This is a genomic window from Nocardia sp. NPDC050435 (assembly GCF_040655395.1).
Taxonomy (GTDB): Bacteria; Actinomycetota; Actinomycetes; order Mycobacteriales; family Mycobacteriaceae; genus Nocardia.
Window position 1 is genome coordinate 1 of the sequence record NZ_JBFAJW010000022.1, and the last position, 14657, is coordinate 14657.

The following is a 14657-nucleotide window of genomic DNA, read 5'->3' on the forward strand; positions in this document are numbered from 1 at the left end:
GCGCCCGGCGGTCGCGAGCAAACGCGGCGGCACCGTGCGGGCTCGGGTCGGCGGCGGCGTCGGCGCCCGGATCCGCGACCTGGCCCCGGAACCGGCGCGCTTCGCGCGCCTGGGGTACGCCGCAAGCGGCGTACCGTGCGGGGTTGCTTCACGTTGCCGAGTTCCGACGCGCTAAAGCGCGTCTGCGCCAGCATGTTTGGTGCTACAGGCTTCGCCTGGCCCGTCACCCTGCGGGCGGCGGAGGCGGCACTACCCCGCTTCGCGGGGCGGGTTGCCTGATCATTGCTCATGCCTCCATAGTAGCATCCCGCTTCGCGGGATGCGCGCATATGGCGAATATGAAATCTGTTGCTGCGCAACAGATTGAGTTTCGGAACTATTACTAATCTCTTGTGGCACAACAGATCTAGTCGATGCGAATAAAATCCGTCGTGTACACGACGAATCGCCTTCCCCCTGGGGGCCACCCAACCGCCGGGCGGCCCCCAGGGGCACTGCCTACTGCTGTCCGGCATCCTCCGGCACGCAGTCCTCGCATTGGCAATGCATATCCCCGCAGTCGTCACTGGCCGCGTGACCTTCTATCCAGGCATCCGCGCCTGCCGCGCTGCCCAGGGCTCCCAGCAGGCCCGCCAGCGCTTCGGCTTCCAGGCAGGTGAGTGCGGGTCCCACCTCGAACGCCAGGGAACCGCAATCGAAGGTCTCCGTAAACACGGCCAGCGCGGACTCCCGGCCCTCGGGAAGCTGTGGCGTTGTCATCAACTACACCCCTTTCGTTGGGGCGGGTGCCGGGCATATATGAGATGCCCGAAACCCGCTGTGATGTGGGATTTCATCTCGCCGCCTCAACTCGGGGCGACATCGCCAACCTAACACGATTACACGATTTGTCGTATGAGCGTGTTAGCGTGTCGTCATCATCAATCCCGTTTGGCGACAGGAGACCCACCCCATGACTACTACTCACCCCATCCCCGAGGGCACCCGCGAATGGACCATCGACACCGACGCGACGGCCACCTACAAGGTGCGCCTGCCGCTGCATCGCTCTGCCGAGGACGCCCGCGCCGCGCTGGACGCCCATATGAACGGCGGCGCGCACGAATACCCCTGGGCCGAGGAAATCGACTCTCCTGTCGAGGAATCCGCCCACGTCGCGCTCAGCTGTGTGGCTCCCAAGCGCACCGGCCGCGCCGTCATCTCCGCGGATCCGGATGTCGATTTCGCCCCGTCCGCTGAGGACGGGTGCCTGATCGACCCCGAGTACGACGGCCGCCGCCTGGCCGATGCGTTGCGCCGCTACGACAGTGCCGCCAGCGACCACGCGCGGCTGGCAGCTGCCGAGGTGCTGGCCGAGGCGCTGCGCGTGTCCATGGTGGCCGAGCAGGCCGCCGCCGGCCTCACTACCGCCGGCGATTGGGCCCAAGCCCTGACCGAGGATGCCGACGCGTTCCACAACGCTGGGGACGGTGGGGACGCTGAGCACGAGGCCGCATGCGAGTTGGCCGCCACCGCCCGCGCGGCCGCCGAAGCGCTGGAGGCCCTGCCGGACCGCTATCTGGCGGCCGCGAATGCCGCCGTCGACCTGATCACCGACAGGTTCGATCTGGACTCCAACGCCGAGGATCTGCTGAACCTGCACGTCAACGCCATGGCGGTCCTGGTCGATCGGCCGGAGGCCACGCTGCCCGAGGTGATCACCGAGTCCTATCAGCCGATCGAAAACGCCGAGTCGTTCCTGGAGGACTTCATGCACTGACCCCGCCTACGACTCACCCCCGGAATGCATTGCGGGGGTGAGTCTTTCGATGTGAGTGTGCGGCACGGTGACCGTTCCGGAGCGCGGACCGACACGCCACCATGATCGTGTACACGATCTGTCGTACCGTCGTGTTATCGTTTCTTCGTAATCGAAACACTCCAGTTTGGCGACAGGAGACAGACATGAAGACCACCACGCTGACCCCCTCCGAGACCTGCGGGTTTAGCCATTACGCCGGGCCGGTGGAGGCCAGCCACCACCTGTACGGCCGCGATGGGATGTTCTTGCCCGCCTGCTACGCCCACACCGAGAAGTGGGGCAGCGCCTTCTGGCGGGTCACCGACCGCGCCCGCATGGTGACCAGCGAAACGGTCGGCACCGACGCGCTGCGCACCGGCGACATCGTGCAGTTCTACGGCGCGCGGCTGCTGCTGGATCGCGAGATCACGTCGTGGTCCGGGTCGATCGGCCAGCCCGTCTACGGCACGAGCGCCGCCGTGCAGAACTGGGATGAGCTGCTGGAGATCGCCCGGATCAACCCCGACTCCCCCGCCGCCTCCATCGTGCGCTGCGCGCCCGAGCGGCGCTGGGACATCCAGGGCAACGCCAGGGCGCGCTGGATCCGCGAGAAGGCCACCCAGCAGTAGCCCGGCCCCCTTCAGACCAGCCTTGCCGGGCGGTGGGCGACAGCGCCCGGCAAGGCCTCCCCGGGCGGCGGTGCCGCAACCGCGAACGCGGCACCGCCGCCCCACCAACCCGAAAGGACTACCCCCACACCATGAGCACCGAAACCACCTATCAGACCGGCGAGCACGTCGTGCTCGACTACCCCGGCATACCCGCCCACCTGCGCGGCGCGGTCTTCACCGTGACCAAGGTCCACAAGGTCAATATCGACCTGGCCCCGCTCAGCGCGGGCCAGTCGTGCCGGGCACCGAAGAACTACGTGCGGCGAGCCACCGAGGCCGAGCTGGCCACCGCCCGGACCGCCGCCACGTCCACGCCGCCGCTGCATCTGGGCTCGGTGGTCCGCAAGCGCGGCGCAGGCCAGCTCTTCGTCGTGATCGGCACCCCGGGCGGCAACAGCTCGCACTACCGAATCGTGGCCCTCGGTGGCGCGCTGAACGGCACCTACTACCGCAGCCCGCGCGCCCTGCTCGAGCTTGTGGAACTGAACCTCACCGACCCCGCCGCCGTCGCCTCGGTGTTCCCCCAGGCCGCCTGAAAACCTTCCGCCCACTACCCAGAGGAGATCATCATGAGCCGCTACGCCTACATCTATGAAGAGAGCGCCGAGGAGTTCTACGTCGTCGTGCTGGAGTCCAGGGCCGAGGCCGAGGAGTCGCGGGACGAGGCCGCCGTGAGCGAGATGCGCACCACGCCGATCGTGGAGTTTCGCGAAGACTGCGATTTCGAGGCGCTGGACGCCCTGGTGCGGGGAATCGCTGACCTGACCTGATTCATCGCGAAAGCCCCGGAAGCTCAAGGGCTTCCGGGGCCTTTCTAGGCGGGTTAGAGCACGTCCAGGTCCAGACCGGCCGCGAGGCCGGCATACGGGCCGGGGTTGTCGGTCAGCACCGGAAATCCCGTGATCTCGGCTTCCCAGGCCACCTGGGCGATATCGAGACCGACCGGGGCAGTAGCGGTTTGGGTGATCATGACCAGTCCGGCGACGATCGTGGCCGTGACCGGGGTGATCGCCCAGTCCGCGGCGTCGAAATCGGCCGGGTCGGCCCCGGCCAGGGCGGCGGTGTAGAGCGCGGCCGCAGGAATGATCAGCGGCCGGCCTTCGCGCACGCTGACATCGACAAGCGTGCGGGCGTAGAGACTGCGCGGCAGGGCGACCAGGGCGGAGGCGTCCAGGATGGTGCCTGCGGCGGTGGGCCTCACGCGGCGCCGGGGGCGCGGCGCTGGGCCAGGCGGGCATCGGCGCGGGCGAAGTGCTCACGCACCCGAGCCTCGGCGGCGGTTCGCTCGGCGGCGGTGCCGGTGCCGTGCTCGGCTCCCCAACGCTCGAGCATGGCGCTGATCGTGGTGCGGTGCTCGCCGCACCCGGCGGCGGCGGTGATGTAGGCGCTGACCGAGCGGGCCTGGCCGGCCTCCACGGCGGCCTCGGCGCGGTCCAGGAGATCGGCGGGCAGGGAGAGGCTGACCTTTCGAGTGCTCATAGCCGACTATCCTACCTTTGTCGCACCTCCGGATGGCAGGGAATCAAGGCCCCCTGACCAGGCTTTCCGCCTGACCGGCCGTGGTGTAGGTGTGGACATGAAATATTTCCCGGCCACTGCTACATGCTCGCGCAGCGCAGGTGCGCCGGCCTCGGACCGAGGGCAACGGAGGAGGTGCGATCGATGGCCCGATTCCAGGTGGAACAGCACGTCACCGTGCCCGGCTCGGGCGTCTTCGTCACCCGCCTGTCTTCCAACGATCTGGAGGAGCTGACCGAGGCGGCGCGCACTTGGGCGCTGAGCCTCGACCATCGGGCGCGCGTCGTGGTTCTGGATCGCTCGGTGGAGCTGTTCAGCGCGGAGGGCGAGCGCCGCCAGCTGGTCGACGCAATCGACCTGTGGGCGGCCGATCCGCCGCCGTTCTGTCCGGAGTGCGGGGAGATGATGCACGCGGCACGGATGCGTGGCGAATCGGTCTGGTGGTGCCACAGCTGCCATCACCGGGTGCAGATCGCGTAGAGCTTCGACTGCCGGATGGCGTGCGCGGCCGGGGGCCACACACGCCATCCGAATCCAGTGAACTGGACGCGCTATCCGGCCCAGATCGTGGCGCTGGTGGTCACCGTGCGGGACAGGATCACCGGCGTGTAGTCGGTGATTGCGCGGCGGTCCATCTCGGCGCGCAGCACCTTGACGGTTTCCTGGGCCTCTTCGATGGTGTCGTAGATCCGGTGCGGCATCCCCGCGTACACCGCGTCGCTGTCGCGGTAGAGCTGGCCGCCGGGCAACGCGATGGCCCATTCCTGGCGGCCCTCGGGGTGCGGCGCGGCGAAATCCGACGCGGGACCGCGACGCACGCAACGGTCGGGGAGGTCGGCCGGGCCGGTGACGCTGGCCAGATCGCCCAGGCGCGCGATCTGCCCGTGCCAGCCGATCAGGCCCAGCGCGGCCGTGTCCCGCTCGAGGCGCTCCAGATCGCGGGCGGCGTCGGACTGGCTGTAGAGCACCGGCCGCAGCAGCTCCAGGGAGTCCGCGGGCGCGTCGCCGTCGTCATAGAGGCGTCCACCGGGGCAGATGATGACGTAGCAGTCCAGCAGATAGGGCGCCTGCTCGCCGAGGGCGTGCAGGAGCTCGGCCACTTTGTCGCCGGTCAGGTTCGAACGGTCGACCAGTTCAGCCAGCGCGGTCTCCTGGTTGAGCAGCGTCGCGGTGTGATTTGCCATCGGGTGGTCCCTTCCTGAAAGGTTGGAAGGCGGGGACCGGGCATATATGAGATGCCCGGTCCCCCCTTCTGTTTCGGGTCCGCGTCCTCGGGGGTTCCGGTGACGCGAGACCCACCATACGCTTAATCGTGCAATCGTGTCTACGATTTAGCGTGTGTCGGTGTGTCGCGCCACGCGATCCGGCCGAGCGTGCGAGCCCCGCACCGCCGGGAACGGCCCGACCCCGTAGCATTCCCCCCGCAACACCCGACGTGCCTGCTACACAGCCCATCTCGCTGCCTGTAGCCCTCCCGGCACCACGCCCGCTATGCAGCCCTTTCGCTGCCTGGCCCAGGGCCGCCTCTCACCGCGCGCCGCTCCCTGGCCCACCTGCCACCGAGCCCCGATCGCGCACCCTCCGCACTTACTGCACCCGCCGCATCACCGCGCGCACTCCGGCGGGCCTGGCGGCGGTCGACCACTCGACACCACAGCCGATTACGCGACCTGGGAGGAACCATGAAAAAGCTGCTCGTGGCCACGGCCCTGACCCTGGCGGCGCTGAGCGCCACCACCGCCACCGCCGGAGCCTGGCCGTGGGACATCCTCAGCGACGACTGCAAGCAGCGCTGCGAAGATCTGCGCTACTGCTGCAAGCGCTGAGTTCCACTCGGCGCCGGCCTACCTTTCACCAACCTCGAACCGGCGGCAATCGTCGGTGGCCGGCGGCGTACGGATGACGTAGCCGCACTCGATGCAGGTATGCAGGCGATGGCTCCCATGCTCGGCTTGGCACGCCTGAGCGCCTACGAGAACCTGCCCCGGCCCCAGTTCGTGCCCGCGCGGGCACGCGGCCGGGGCAGGCTCGGCGTAGCCGCCCCGGACCCGGTACAGCCGGCCCGGCTGGACCTCTCGGCCGTCCAGGACGTACACCGGCCGCCAAGATTCATCGAACACAATTTCGATTTTTGCACGCCTGGTGGAGAAACCCCCTGCTACAGCGGCGGCGGTGAAATTCTGCCGGGCAACGGCCTGCGCCCAGCGTCATGGTGTGGCCTTAGGTTTCGGCCCATGAACCTGCCGCAGCCCCTCCGAACTCGGCGAGACCAGGGTGGAGAACCACCCTTTTATGGTCCCGACATGCAGAAATCGCACATCAGCGCCCCTGGGGGCGCGCTATGACCGCCCGCAACGGAATGCACGTGGTCCGCACCGATCAGCGTCCGGATCCGGCACCGAACTGGGTCGCCGAGATCGCCAGGGCGGCGGTGCTGATCACGATCCTGGTCCTGGTCGACCAGCACATCGATCCCGCAACGCCTGGGCACCAGGCGGCGGCCCTGCTGATCGCGGCGCTGGCCTCGGCGCGGATCGCACTCGCGCCGCTGCCCGCCGGCCTTCGTGGACGCGGCCGCGACGCCTTGGCTGGATGGCGGGGCGCCCCCGGGTCGCCGCGGCCTCCACTGGAGCCCTCGTGATCCATGGGCCGACTGAATTGCAAGGCAACCAGATCCACTTAGCTGCTGGACAACCACGCATCCAGGGTGGGCCGGGAGACCTTCGCCAAGGCTGCCAGGCGAGTCTTTGCGATCTCGCCCGCCGTCCAGCGCTGGCACACCGCCGCCCGCAGCCGCCCGCGCTCGAGCTCCTCGGCACTGGCAGGGCGGCCTGGCTTGGCTTCCGACCCCTCGGCCAGTTCGGCGATGAGCTGGTCACCGTGCATCACCCACCACGCTTGCCCCAGCTCAGGCTCGAACTGCGGCCACTGCATGCGCAACCAGCGCACGAGATGGCCGGAGCTCGCTTCGTCGCCCGGCTCAGCGGTCAGCCACTTCCCGATCAACCGGAACGGTTCGGCTTCTGCATGATCCAAGCCTGGCAGAAGACGCAACAGCAGCAGCCCCTCGGGAAATCGAATGTCGTTGTCACTGCTGGAAATCGCGTGCCCGATGCTGGGTTCACTCAGGGCCCACGCAGCCCGGTTGTCGCCGTGGCGGCGTTGATGCAGCCGAATCGCGTGAGCGGCCAAGCGCGCGGCCTCGGTCGGGCGGGGCCGCTGGAGGTTCGGGTACGGCTGACCGACGACATCGGGGTCCAGGCGACTGAGAGTCGCATTCAGCAGCGAGGTCCATTCGCCGCTGTAGAGCGGCGACACCGAAGCGGGCGCGGATTCGATCGCACAGGCCAAGCTGGTGCGCCGAGTGCTGGTCTCGGACATCGTGGCGATCTCCTAGACGTTCTGGATCTGCTGGTTCAGCGCGTAGAGCTGGCGCGCGCTGGTGCGCTCCCGAGGCTCGCTGTCCCCGTCGACGCCATCATCGGCACGCCACATCGCCAGCAGATCGCCCGCGAAACGCCGTGCGGCAACCCGGTTGCCTGGGTAGAGGACATCGGCCTGGGCCAGCGCATCCAGCTCGTCCTGGGCGCGGCGCTGGGTCAGGGCTGGCGGATTGCTGACCTCCACGGCGTAGCTGTCGCCCTGCGGGCCGATCGACCGATTTTCGGGGTCGTAGATCGCCACGACCTCCTGGCCGTCGCCGTCGAAGAACACTCGCCAGCCGCGGCTGTAGGTGTGCGCGGTGCGGACCATGCGCCGCGCAGGGGTGGTGATAGAGGGAAGGGTGATTGTCACGGGAAGCTCCCGAAAGTCGTAGCAGCCAAACCGAATACAGATAACATTACATCTCACATAGATGAGTGTAAAGTTTTTTGGGGTCTGCTCCGGCAGTCCCGACCGTGGCCGGTGGCAATTGCGCGCGACACCATTTCGGCGTCACACAGCTGAGGAAGACGATGGCACGCTGCCGCCCACCCGAGATTCGTCCAGCAGTGGAGCCCAGATCTGCCGGAGATGGTGCGCCCGGCGGGCCAGCCATTCCCGTACGGCGGGTTCGTCGTCTTCGGTCACCTCCACCGCCACCGACCAGTAGTCGCCCAGGCGTTGCAGCACATAGAACAGCGCCAGCTCGTCGGTCTCCCCTGGCTCGGCCCATTGGGGATCGGGCTTGAGCCAGTCCCAGCGCACCAGCAGGTTCTGGTCCAGGTCGTCACTGCGGCTCGATTCGGCGAACTCGGCCCACGAGGCGAATTTCTCGTGGTTGCCGCCCTTGGCTGGGGACACATGCCTGTGGCCCTGAAAGCTGTAGTACGGATGGTCGAACTCCCACAGATGCGTCACGGTATCCCCTTCAGGACCAGTCGATATCGAGTACGTCTACCTCAAGCATGTGCACCCCGGATTGGCTCTGCGCTCAGGGGCAGTGCGGATCACGCTACGTCCGAGCGTCGATGTAGGCCCTGACTGCGCGGCGCACCAGCTCGGCCCGGGAGATACCCTCTGCTTCTGCCGTGGCGTCAGCTCGGCTGGTCAGGTCCGTACCCAGCGCGATCGGCACTGTTTTGGTCCGGCCCGGCTCGCCGTCGACCGAGGGCCGGCCGCCGCGATCCAGAACGGCGCGAACCTCGAATTCGTGGGCTGTGGCCGCGCCGTCGATCCAGGTGTAGATCCCGACCAGATGCGCCCCACCGCCGAGGGCGCGGATGCTCGTGCCCGAATACGGTGTCGCGTTCGGTCGGTACTCGCCCGGCAGCAACCCCTGCTCGCGCAGGTGAGCAGCGTTTTCGAGCACCGCTTTCGCGGGATCGGTGGTGTGGCTGCGCATCTCGGCCTCCCCGCCCTCGGATCCGTGGCGCTTGATCGTCCAGGTCCGGCGGATCGGAGGCACGGTGTGCCTGCCCTCCAGGGTGGTGCGGCGCTGCCGACCGGGCTGCATATCGCCGAAGGTGCCCGTTTCCTCGGTGGTGATCACGACCCGCAGGTACCAGTCGGTGGCTTTGCCTTCATCGGTCACCGTGACATCGGTGACCGAGAATCCGCCGGGATGGCCCAGGGCGAGCTCGGAAGCGGTGAACCAGGGCGCCGCTTCTCGCACCGCGCTCTCGATAGTGTCGCCGGTCAATCTGCGCTCACACCACTGCCGATTGGCGTTCCTGCCCCGCACCCACAGATCCACTGCCTCGTTCATCGCCACACTCCCAATCGCTAATAGGTTTTCGATATCGCTTACCCTAGCCGCTGGCGCATAGGTAAGCAATATCGAAAACCTGACTCAGGGGAGCGCGTGCAGGTGTCTCTCAGGACCAGTCGATATCGAGCACGTCCACCTCAAGCAGGTGGACACCGGCGGCATCGGAGTAGTCGGCAAAGGTGCCGAAATCCGCAGTGAGGCCGGCCTCTACAAGTGCGGTGGCGCGCGGGTGGTCGCCGGTGCGCAGCGCCACGGCCAGATCCTCGGCGCCTGCGGCATCCAGGTGCAGCGAGAAGGTCCGCGAACCCCGGTACTCCTGGGAGACGATGCCCCCGCCACCGTAGGCACTGCGGTACTCCACCAGCGTGGACACCGAGATCCGCGCGCCGCGGATCGGGCGCTGCCCGGCGCGGTCGCGGGCGTCGTGCAGCTGGGCGCGCTGGAACGCACGGGTGGTAGTGCCCCGGAACCCTTCGGTCTTACCGCTCTGCCAGGACGAGACCGAGGCCGCCGAGGTACCCAGCGCGTCGGCGGCGTTCTTGACACCGCCGAGGCGGGCGACGAACGCGCGGCGCTGGGTCAACTCGTAGGTGCGGTCGTCGGGGATACGGCCCTGTTTGGACCAGCGGCTGACCGAGGACGCCGCGCGCGGGGCTCCGGCGTCGTGGGAGGCGGCCACGATGCCTTTACGGCCCAGCAGTTCCTGGGCCTCGCGCACGCTCACCTCGTCTTGGAGCGCGGCCAGCTCGGTCAGGCCCGCCGAGTCCGAGCCCTCCGCCGCCGAGGCCAGGGAGGCGGCGGCCTCGTCGGAGACGTGATGGCGCCAGCCGTCGATTTTCACCGGCACCGGCTTGGGAGAGGGTTCGTCCCCGGGTGCGGCTGGGCGGGGCCGGTATTGGGCCATCAGGCGCTCACCGCCGCGCGGGCCTGGGCCGTTTCGGTGAAGGCGGCGTCGACGGCGGCGGCGAACTCCTTGGCGGTGGTAGCGGCGAGCAGCGCGGCGCGGCCGGTTTCGGTGATGGGGATCTGGTGCTTGATGACGGTACGGCCCAGGTAGAACTTGCCGTCCGAATCGTCGTCGGCCAGCAGCGCGGCGTCCATTCCGGTCGGCACCAGGTACGTGCAGTCGTCGGTGTTGGCGCGCACCGGGTACACCGGCCCGTATCCGGCGGCCTCGGTGCGCGCGGCCGCGTCGGCGGCCTTGCGGCGCGTCCTGGCCGTGGTGAGCGCGTGAATCTGGTTGTACCAAATGCGCTGGCTGTGCCGGGCACGGTACTGACCCCATTGGTCTGGAGTCTGTGCCCAGCGACCGAAATAGCCCTTGTAGATGTCCCCGGTCAGCGCTTTCATCGCGCGGTCGCCCTCGGCGACGGCGGCGCGGTAGGCCGCCGACATCAGCGACTGCCACGGCTTGAGCGCCGGGCCGGCCTCGGGGTAGGTGATGCCCTCCAGGATCGGCACATGATCGCGGCACCACGCCAAGCCCAGCCCGCCCTTGTCCGGGTCGGCCGCCAAGGCGGCCAGGGTCTCGGTGGTCACCCACACCGCCGGATATGCCTGCGGGTCGGCTTGGCCTGTCTCCCACCAGGTTTGATGCAGCGGCGGCAGAACATCCCAGCCGGGCACCTCGGCCGGGGGCGGCAGCACCACCCGCCACAGCCCGCACGGCCAGCGCGCGGGCTTGTCCTCTCCGGAGAACCACAGCACCGCGTCCAAGTCCGCGGGCGCGACCGGGACCGGGTGCCCGAGCGCCAGTTTCGCGCCGCCACCGGCCAGGTGGGCGGCGCGCTGATCGGCGATCACGATCCGGTCGGCGCGCTCGATCTCCGCGTGGTCGGGCAGTCGCGCCCAGGACACCAGCGGTTCGATGTCGCCGGGGGGCGGCTCGGTCAGCGGAGGCAGGCCGCCGGGGCTGGTCGGGAACACCGAGGGCGCTTCCTTGGTGGTCTTGCCCGCGTCCAGCTTGGCCTGGATCTCGGCGTTGCGGTCCTCGGCGGCGCGCCAGATCCGTTCGGCGATCGCGGCACCGGTCGCGGAACCGGTCACCCCGGGCAGCATGCTCAGATGCTGCACACACCAGCTCATCCGGCGGCCGAGCTCCACCCGGGCGGCGTCCGGGTCGGTCTCGGTGTCGGGCAGGCCGGTGCCGTTGGCCTCTCCGCCGAGCAGGCCGAGCATTTCGCGCTCGTCGGCGTCGTGCACCGAGCCGCCGGTGGTCCAGGCGAAGGGCTCGAGCACCACGTCCACGCGCACCTTGCGCTCGGCGGGCGCGCCGCGGCCTCGCGGGCGTGAGCGCGGGCCGACCGGGAGCCGTTCCAGCCGTACGCGATAGCCGCCGGTCTCCCAGCCGCTGCGCAGCGTCCAGCCGCGCGCCTCGAGGGTGGGCAGCGCGGCCTGCACCGCCTCGGCCAGGCGCTCGCGGGTCTGGTCCTGGAGCTGGCGCATGGTCACGCCCTTGGCCTGCTGGCCGGGGTCGACCAGCCAGCCCAGCGCGTCCACCGCGTCCGTGCCCAGCACCCAGGCTTGGGCGATCGTGCCGTGAGTTTGCAGATAGCCGTGCTCGGTCAGCCAGGTCAGGCCCTGGCCGAGGTGATCGACCGAGGCGACCGGCCCCATCAGCGGCTCACCGCCGGCGCCGAACGGCGGACTGGAGGGCAGCCAGACACCGTGCGGGGCGATGATCACCGCGACCTGATCGGCCGGGGTTTGCGCGCGATGCGGTCGTGTCATCTATCCCGCCTCCTGTAGGTCGTGCCCACCATGCTGGCCTGGTCCGAGGTGCGCGGCGCGAGCGGGGCTCGGCAGCTCTCCGCGAGTATAACACGACCAGTCGTATTATCGCCTAGTCGTTCAGTCGTACTTCGGAGCCGTGGCCAGCAGCAGGCGCTAGCGCCGCCAGTCGGCTCCCGCGCCCTCCGGAAGAATCCGGGACAGCGCGTAATCGGCGGTGTCGCGGGTGTACAGCTCATAGGCCAGCGCGGCCAGCAGCGCGGGGAACTCGATACCCAGTTCCAGCGCGGTGCCGCAGGCCGGGCCCCACGTCGGGACGATGGGCTGACGAGTCAGCTCCTCCCATTCGGCCAGGCACGCGGCGGGATCTTCCAGATAGCGTTCCAGCGCAACGGAATCGGCGTACTTGCCGATCAATGCGCGGATCTGCTCGGCGGTGGGCTTGCTCATGTCGATCTCCGTCGTTCTGGTGGTGCTCGGGGTGGTGCGGCTTACGGCTTGACGCTGTAGGTGGTGATCTGCGCGGGGCGCGGTGTGCGGACCTGGACGCGGCCGGGCGTGGATTGGCGCACCACCACCTCCGCGACCTTCCAGGCGTTGGCGAGATGGGTGGCCTGGCGGCTGAAATCGTCGGCGCCGATGCCGAGCACGGTGGCGAATTCCATCGTGATTCCGGCCTGGTCGACGCGGATTCCGACCATCGGCGGAATGAGCACCTTCGTGGTGGCGGGCCCGCGCCCGCGCCGATCGGTGGTGGTGACGGTGTGGGCCAGGCCCAGGGCGTGGGCGGTGCGGGGCCAGGTGCGCCGGATGCGGGCGGCCTCGCGGATCGCGCTCCGGCGCAGCGGGTCTCGGGTCGCCCAGTAGGTGACGCCGAAACCCAGCCGGTCCACCACCACCCAGGCCAGGGCGCCGGCGAGTAGGCCCACCCATACCCAGATCGGAACGATGCTCATCTTGTTCTCCTTGGTCAGCCGGTCACGGTGTAGCTGGACAGCCGCCAGCCTTCGGGGGTTTCGGTCAGCGTGGCGGTGACGGTCAAGTCCCGCCAGGGCGTGCTGGTGGTGTTGTCGCGGTGCTGCACCAGCTGGCGCACCTGCGCGGCGGCGGTGGCCTGCCCGCCGGTCGGTGGGCTGGTGGCGGTGACGGTGACCAGCGCGGTCACGATGTCGCCGGCCGCGCGCCAGCCCGCCCATTCGGCCAGGGGCCGGATGCCGGTGGCCGGTGGTGCGGCGGCCTCGGCGGCCAGGTGCCCGGTCAGCCAGGGCGCGGCTCGGGTCAGGCCCGCGCCGGGGCTGGCGTCGGTGGCTGGCTGCCAGGAGAACATGGCGGTGAGCGCGTATTTCGCGGCCGCGCCCGCCTCGGCGCTCTCGGGTGTCGGTCCGAGGGGGCCGTGGTCGGTGCCGTGGGAATGCTCCTCGGAGCCGCCGGTGGTGAGCGCGAACGCCAGCACACCGGCCACGATGATCGCGGCCGCGCCGAGAGCCAGCCAGAGGCCGCGGGCTCGTGTGGTCTGCATAGGCTTGCTCCTCAGCTCAGGGTTTTCGAGAACGCGGCGGTGCCGGCAAGGATCTTGTCGACGTAGGGGCGGGTCTGGATCTCGTAATCGGGTGAGCCGGTGGGGAAGCCACCCGAGCGCAGCACCGCGCCCTCTCCGGCGTTGTAGGCGGCCAGGTACAGCTCGCGGCGGTCGCCGCTGTCGCGCACCGATCCGTCGCTGATCCAGCCGTCCACCGTGGCCGCGATCCGGCACATGTACTTGCCCTGGGCCATGATCGCGTCGCCTGGGTCGAACGGGCTGGTCCGGCCGTTGCCATCGGAGTCTTCGCCGTAGCCGGGCCAGGTGCCGGGCATGAACTGCGCGATCCCTTGCGCGCCGGCGGAACTGACCGCATCGGGGTTGAAGCCGCTCTCGGCTTTGCCCTGGGAGGCCAGCAGCGCCGCCGAGATCTGCGGGCACAGCTGACCGGCGCGGCGGTACCACTGCTCATACTCCGCGGGCACCGTGCCCTCGGCCAGGTCGTCCACCCCGCCACCGCCGGGTGTCATGGTGGTTCCCGGCAGGCAGGTGGCCGGGGGCGCGGCAACCGGCGGCGGACTGCTCGCGGTGGCGCCGGGGTCAGCGGCCGGGTCGGGGGCGGCGGTGACCGGCGGCGGTGTGGTGGTGGGCGCGGGGCCGCTCGGGGTGCCGGGCTGGCCGGCACCCTCGAGCCACCCCATCGGGTCGATCGGGCGCTGGCCGCCGTACCGGCCGCCGGGCCAGACCTCGAAATGCAAGTGCGTGCCGGTGGATTGACCGTTGGATCCGGCCAGGGCGATCTGCTGGCCCGCGCGCACGGCGTCACCGGCGGCCACCAGCACGCCGGAGGTGTACATGTGCCCGTAGACGGTGCCGACCACCTGGCCGTCGATGTTGTGGGCGAGCACGATCCACTGCCCGAATCCCGAGGCCGGGCCGGCCTCGGCGACGACGCCATCGGCGGCGGCATAGATCGGGGTGTCCTCGGCGGCGGCCATGTCCACGCCCTGGTGGTCCCCGCCGCGCGACCCGAAGACATCCGAGATCGTGAACGTTCCCGCCGCCATCGGCCACACCCGCGATCCGGCCGGAGCCGGTGACGCGGCCGGAGCGGCTGGGCCGGCGGGGGTGATCGGCGCGCACCGGATTTCGTCCTCGCCGAGCATCATGACGATCAGCAGGATCGGCAGGCCGAGCACCACCGAGGCCACAGCGGCCAAGGTGGTGCGCAGCGCGGCCGGGCTCACC

At 69.5% G+C, this 14657-nt stretch carries 21 protein-coding genes; 7 read left to right on the forward strand and 14 right to left on the reverse strand.

Annotated elements, in window-relative coordinates; all coding sequences use genetic code 11:
- Positions 1 to 498: 498 nt before the first annotated feature.
- Positions 499 to 759, reverse strand: a complete 261-nt coding sequence (locus tag AB0I43_RS40065; protein ID WP_357434069.1) for a hypothetical protein — start codon at positions 757 to 759, stop codon at positions 499 to 501.
- Between the two features lie 193 nt (positions 760 to 952).
- Here AB0I43_RS40065 and AB0I43_RS40070 point away from each other — a divergent pair, with 193 nt between their 5' ends.
- The 4 genes from AB0I43_RS40070 (at position 953) to AB0I43_RS40085 (ending at position 3221) form a co-directional block, all read left to right on the forward strand.
- Entirely contained in the window at positions 953 to 1759 is an 807-nt protein-coding gene (locus tag AB0I43_RS40070) for a hypothetical protein (RefSeq protein ID WP_357434071.1), read from the forward strand.
- 185 nt (positions 1760 to 1944) lie between these two features.
- Positions 1945 to 2409: a hypothetical protein gene (locus AB0I43_RS40075; protein WP_357434073.1), complete on the forward strand. Its 465-nt coding sequence runs from the start codon at positions 1945 to 1947 to the stop codon at positions 2407 to 2409.
- Positions 2410 to 2540: 131 nt separating this feature from the next.
- Positions 2541 to 2987, forward strand: coding sequence for a hypothetical protein (locus AB0I43_RS40080; RefSeq protein WP_357434075.1), 447 nt, complete (start codon positions 2541 to 2543; stop codon positions 2985 to 2987).
- A gap of 33 nt (positions 2988 to 3020) precedes the next feature.
- On the forward strand, positions 3021 to 3221 hold the full coding sequence (locus tag AB0I43_RS40085; protein WP_357434077.1) for a hypothetical protein: 201 nt from the start codon (positions 3021 to 3023) through the stop codon (positions 3219 to 3221).
- A gap of 53 nt (positions 3222 to 3274) precedes the next feature.
- On the opposite strand, the gene AB0I43_RS40090 is transcribed toward AB0I43_RS40085, so the two are convergent.
- Together AB0I43_RS40090 and AB0I43_RS40095 are read right to left on the reverse strand one after the other, a co-directional pair.
- Positions 3275 to 3652: a hypothetical protein gene (locus AB0I43_RS40090; RefSeq protein ID WP_357434078.1), complete on the reverse strand. Its 378-nt coding sequence runs from the start codon at positions 3650 to 3652 to the stop codon at positions 3275 to 3277.
- Positions 3649 to 3930, reverse strand: a complete 282-nt coding sequence (locus AB0I43_RS40095; protein WP_357434080.1) for a hypothetical protein — start codon at positions 3928 to 3930, stop codon at positions 3649 to 3651. Before AB0I43_RS40095 ends, AB0I43_RS40090 begins: the two co-directional genes overlap by 4 nt.
- 183 nt (positions 3931 to 4113) lie before the next feature.
- Between AB0I43_RS40095 and AB0I43_RS40100 the strand changes: the two genes are divergently transcribed.
- Positions 4114 to 4449, forward strand: coding sequence for a hypothetical protein (locus AB0I43_RS40100; RefSeq protein WP_357434082.1), 336 nt, complete (start codon positions 4114 to 4116; stop codon positions 4447 to 4449).
- 71 nt (positions 4450 to 4520) lie between these two features.
- Here AB0I43_RS40100 and AB0I43_RS40105 read toward each other — a convergent pair whose 3' ends face one another.
- Positions 4521 to 5153 carry a hypothetical protein gene (locus AB0I43_RS40105; protein ID WP_357434084.1) on the reverse strand — a complete coding sequence of 211 codons (633 nt, stop codon included), beginning with the start codon at positions 5151 to 5153 and terminating at the stop codon, positions 4521 to 4523.
- 498 nt (positions 5154 to 5651) lie between these two features.
- Here AB0I43_RS40105 and AB0I43_RS40110 point away from each other — a divergent pair, with 498 nt between their 5' ends.
- A complete protein-coding gene (locus tag AB0I43_RS40110; RefSeq protein ID WP_357434086.1) occupies positions 5652 to 5795 on the forward strand; it encodes a hypothetical protein in 144 nt (47 codons plus the stop codon).
- A 515-nt stretch (positions 5796 to 6310) separates the two neighbouring features.
- Positions 6311 to 6610 (forward strand): hypothetical protein, encoded by a 300-nt coding sequence (locus tag AB0I43_RS40115; RefSeq protein ID WP_357434088.1) that lies wholly within the window; start codon positions 6311 to 6313, stop codon positions 6608 to 6610.
- 38 nt (positions 6611 to 6648) lie between these two features.
- Here AB0I43_RS40115 and AB0I43_RS40120 read toward each other — a convergent pair whose 3' ends face one another.
- The 10 genes from AB0I43_RS40120 to AB0I43_RS40165 form a co-directional block, all read right to left on the reverse strand.
- The gene (locus tag AB0I43_RS40120) at positions 6649 to 7350 is read right to left on the reverse strand and encodes a hypothetical protein (RefSeq protein WP_357434090.1); all 702 of its coding nucleotides are present in this window, start codon (positions 7348 to 7350) and stop codon (positions 6649 to 6651) included.
- A gap of 12 nt (positions 7351 to 7362) precedes the next feature.
- Positions 7363 to 7764, reverse strand: coding sequence for a hypothetical protein (locus AB0I43_RS40125; protein ID WP_357434091.1), 402 nt, complete (start codon positions 7762 to 7764; stop codon positions 7363 to 7365).
- Positions 7765 to 7905: 141 nt separating this feature from the next.
- Complete coding sequence (locus tag AB0I43_RS40130) at positions 7906 to 8310, reverse strand: hypothetical protein (protein ID WP_357434093.1); 405 nt, start codon at positions 8308 to 8310, stop codon at positions 7906 to 7908.
- A 94-nt stretch (positions 8311 to 8404) separates the two neighbouring features.
- Complete coding sequence (locus AB0I43_RS40135; RefSeq protein WP_357434095.1) at positions 8405 to 9226, reverse strand: CopG family transcriptional regulator; 822 nt, start codon at positions 9224 to 9226, stop codon at positions 8405 to 8407.
- A gap of 40 nt (positions 9227 to 9266) precedes the next feature.
- Positions 9267 to 10001: a hypothetical protein gene (locus AB0I43_RS40140; protein WP_357434097.1), complete on the reverse strand. Its 735-nt coding sequence runs from the start codon at positions 9999 to 10001 to the stop codon at positions 9267 to 9269.
- A gap of 62 nt (positions 10002 to 10063) precedes the next feature.
- Entirely contained in the window at positions 10064 to 11890 is a 1827-nt protein-coding gene (locus AB0I43_RS40145) for a hypothetical protein (RefSeq protein WP_357434099.1), read from the reverse strand.
- Positions 11891 to 12046: 156 nt separating this feature from the next.
- The gene (locus AB0I43_RS40150; protein ID WP_357434100.1) at positions 12047 to 12340 is read right to left on the reverse strand and encodes a hypothetical protein; all 294 of its coding nucleotides are present in this window, start codon (positions 12338 to 12340) and stop codon (positions 12047 to 12049) included.
- A 41-nt stretch (positions 12341 to 12381) separates the two neighbouring features.
- Positions 12382 to 12846 (reverse strand): hypothetical protein, encoded by a 465-nt coding sequence (locus tag AB0I43_RS40155; protein ID WP_357434102.1) that lies wholly within the window; start codon positions 12844 to 12846, stop codon positions 12382 to 12384.
- A 14-nt stretch (positions 12847 to 12860) separates the two neighbouring features.
- Entirely contained in the window at positions 12861 to 13409 is a 549-nt protein-coding gene (locus tag AB0I43_RS40160) for a hypothetical protein (RefSeq protein ID WP_357434104.1), read from the reverse strand.
- A gap of 11 nt (positions 13410 to 13420) precedes the next feature.
- Positions 13421 to 14656, reverse strand: coding sequence for a M23 family metallopeptidase (locus AB0I43_RS40165; RefSeq protein ID WP_357434106.1), 1236 nt, complete (start codon positions 14654 to 14656; stop codon positions 13421 to 13423).
- Between the last annotated feature and the right edge of the window lies 1 nt (position 14657).

Coding starts and splice junctions, on each gene's coding strand:
- AB0I43_RS40065 (WP_357434069.1), bottom strand. CDS start 759: ATGACAACGCCACAGCTTCCCGAGGGCCGGGAGTCCGCGCTGGCCGTG.
- AB0I43_RS40070 (WP_357434071.1), top strand. CDS start 953: ATGACTACTACTCACCCCATCCCCGAGGGCACCCGCGAATGGACCATC.
- AB0I43_RS40075 (WP_357434073.1), top strand. CDS start 1,945: ATGAAGACCACCACGCTGACCCCCTCCGAGACCTGCGGGTTTAGCCAT.
- AB0I43_RS40080 (WP_357434075.1), top strand. CDS start 2,541: ATGAGCACCGAAACCACCTATCAGACCGGCGAGCACGTCGTGCTCGAC.
- AB0I43_RS40085 (WP_357434077.1), top strand. CDS start 3,021: ATGAGCCGCTACGCCTACATCTATGAAGAGAGCGCCGAGGAGTTCTAC.
- AB0I43_RS40095 (WP_357434080.1), bottom strand. CDS start 3,930: ATGAGCACTCGAAAGGTCAGCCTCTCCCTGCCCGCCGATCTCCTGGAC.
- AB0I43_RS40100 (WP_357434082.1), top strand. CDS start 4,114: ATGGCCCGATTCCAGGTGGAACAGCACGTCACCGTGCCCGGCTCGGGC.
- AB0I43_RS40105 (WP_357434084.1), bottom strand. CDS start 5,153: ATGGCAAATCACACCGCGACGCTGCTCAACCAGGAGACCGCGCTGGCT.
- AB0I43_RS40110 (WP_357434086.1), top strand. CDS start 5,652: ATGAAAAAGCTGCTCGTGGCCACGGCCCTGACCCTGGCGGCGCTGAGC.
- AB0I43_RS40115 (WP_357434088.1), top strand. CDS start 6,311: ATGACCGCCCGCAACGGAATGCACGTGGTCCGCACCGATCAGCGTCCG.
- AB0I43_RS40120 (WP_357434090.1), bottom strand. CDS start 7,350: ATGTCCGAGACCAGCACTCGGCGCACCAGCTTGGCCTGTGCGATCGAA.
- AB0I43_RS40145 (WP_357434099.1), bottom strand. CDS start 11,890: ATGACACGACCGCATCGCGCGCAAACCCCGGCCGATCAGGTCGCGGTG.
- AB0I43_RS40150 (WP_357434100.1), bottom strand. CDS start 12,340: ATGAGCAAGCCCACCGCCGAGCAGATCCGCGCATTGATCGGCAAGTAC.
- AB0I43_RS40155 (WP_357434102.1), bottom strand. CDS start 12,846: ATGAGCATCGTTCCGATCTGGGTATGGGTGGGCCTACTCGCCGGCGCC.
- AB0I43_RS40160 (WP_357434104.1), bottom strand. CDS start 13,409: ATGCAGACCACACGAGCCCGCGGCCTCTGGCTGGCTCTCGGCGCGGCC.